Genomic DNA, 1820 nt, shown 5'->3' with positions numbered 1-1820 from the left:
ACCTCTTTATATGCAAGTCCCGCTTCCTTAGCAGCCGCTTCAATCTCAGCGCTGGTCGGTTGACCTGGCTCTTCGCCATCGGGGCGATTATTGATAATAGTTTTAAAGCCGTTTTCGGCGATCATTGGTACTTGATCAGGGGTGATTTGTCCTGTGATACTAACTTGATGACTCATAATTTTTCCTTATTCTATTCTAGTGAGATGTCGTTTTGGTTAGAGGGTGTATTTACTGATTTGTAGTGCCTTTGAATTTATAAAGACTAAAGCAAGCCTTGCATCAATGCGCTTTGATACAAGAGTTTGGCGCGAGCGCCCGTCCCGCAAAACATCAGTATGGGTTTGGGCATGTCATGATAAAAGGCAGCAAACTGCTCAACCGTCATCGTGCTCAGACGCTCATCATCAAAAGGCAGATAATGATAAGTTAGGTTGGCCTGCTTGGTAGCATCAGCGAAATCAACACTGCTCGGCTGAGTGTCACTTTCAGCATCAGGGCGTACATTGAGCACGGAGCGGTAGCCCAGTTCTGCAATCTTGATACATTGGCTTGGATAAATTTGCTTATAAATAGTGATATCGTCGGTCATAAAATGTCAGTTATAAATTATGGTATGAATGAGGTCTAAAGTTGTCGTCAAGGATAGGCGCTACGCAAAAAAGAGTGCGCTGTCTCAAATGTTTTACTATATCGTAATCAACTTTAGCAATGAGCCATCATAACGGTATTCGGTAGTAGACAGCAATAGCCAGTAACCGTTTAGGACGGATATAAGGGCGCAGTATTAGGCATCTCATCTTTTAAAGTGGTAACCGCCTCTAATGTGCTCATAAATACCTGTCCTGATAACTCAGTAATAACTGGCGTAGCAGCGATGACATCCATCACAGGACCTTTGACGAAGCTAAAATGTAAGCGCTTATCTTGCGCTGCAAGCTCTTGGGTCAGCGTCATCAGCATCTCTTGAGCGGTCAGGTCAATATGATTGACCGCCGCCATAATAAGGATAATTTCAGATGCCTGTGGGTACTGGCGTACGGATTGCAAAATGCGCCGATGCACCGATTCGGTATTACCAAAAAATAAACTCTCATCGATACGTAGCATCAGTAAACGCTCAAAAGTCACTACATCATGACGATTGATGTTGCGAAAATGTCCAGTGCCGCCCAACTGTCCGACGACAGCAACGTGCGGCTGGCTTGATTGCCAAATAAGACTAGCAAAAGAGACCATAAGGCCAATGATAAGTCCAGTATTGAGGCCAAATATGAGCACCCCAATGAAGGCGGCGATATAACTGACCGCATCCAAACGATCACGCCGGCGTGCAGATTTTAGAGTGGCAAAGTCAATTAATCCGATAATGGAGGCCATGATCGTCGCACCCAAAATCGCATAGGGCAGCGGAGCTAGAGCATTGCCAAAAGCAATCAATGCGGCGATCATAACGACAACGGTGACAAGGCTAGCAAGGGGCGTTTTGGCCCCTGAATCGACGTTGATAGCAGTACGAGAAAATCCGCCTGCGACCGTAAAGCTTTGAAACAAGCCACCTGCGAGGTTAGCCAGTCCCAAGCCCGTCAGCTCACGATTGGCATCAAATAGCTCACCGCGCCGGCGTGCGTAAGTGCTCGCCACCGAACTGCTGGAGACAAAGACAATAAGCGCCATGAGTCCTGCAGCGGGCAGCAGTTCAAGCGCCTCTTGAAAGCTTGGCACATGCGGTATGATAAAGGTCGGCAGCCCCTGCGGAATACTACCTATGGTCGCCACATCGCGCGCCGACCAGTCGAGCAGCATACTCAATAAAATGGCTA

The 1820-nt window shown here is 47.3% G+C and carries 3 protein-coding genes; all 3 read right to left on the bottom strand.

Annotation, left to right across the window (positions count from 1 at the left end; genetic code table 11):
- Window positions 1-176 (bottom strand): beta-lactamase hydrolase domain-containing protein (locus tag ACTXGO_RS13160; protein WP_443574838.1); only part of this gene is annotated, 176 nt, incomplete at its 3' end.
- 86 nt (window positions 177-262) lie between these two features.
- Window positions 263-589, bottom strand: a complete 327-nt coding sequence (locus ACTXGO_RS13155; protein WP_317199156.1) for a protein tyrosine phosphatase family protein — start codon at window positions 587-589, stop codon at window positions 263-265.
- Between the two features lie 170 nt (window positions 590-759).
- The coding region (locus tag ACTXGO_RS13150) for a SulP family inorganic anion transporter (protein WP_443574837.1) at window positions 760-1820 on the bottom strand (1061 nt) is incomplete at its 5' end.

The sequence above is a fragment of the Psychrobacter sp. T6-1 genome (genome assembly GCF_052258445.1).
This window is presented reverse-complemented; position numbering and strand designations above follow the sequence as displayed.

What these genes read in the sequence shown, in the direction of transcription:
- ACTXGO_RS13155 (WP_317199156.1), bottom strand. Translation starts at nt 589, where the DNA reads ATGACCGACGATATCACTATTTATAAGCAAATTTATCCAAGCCAATGT.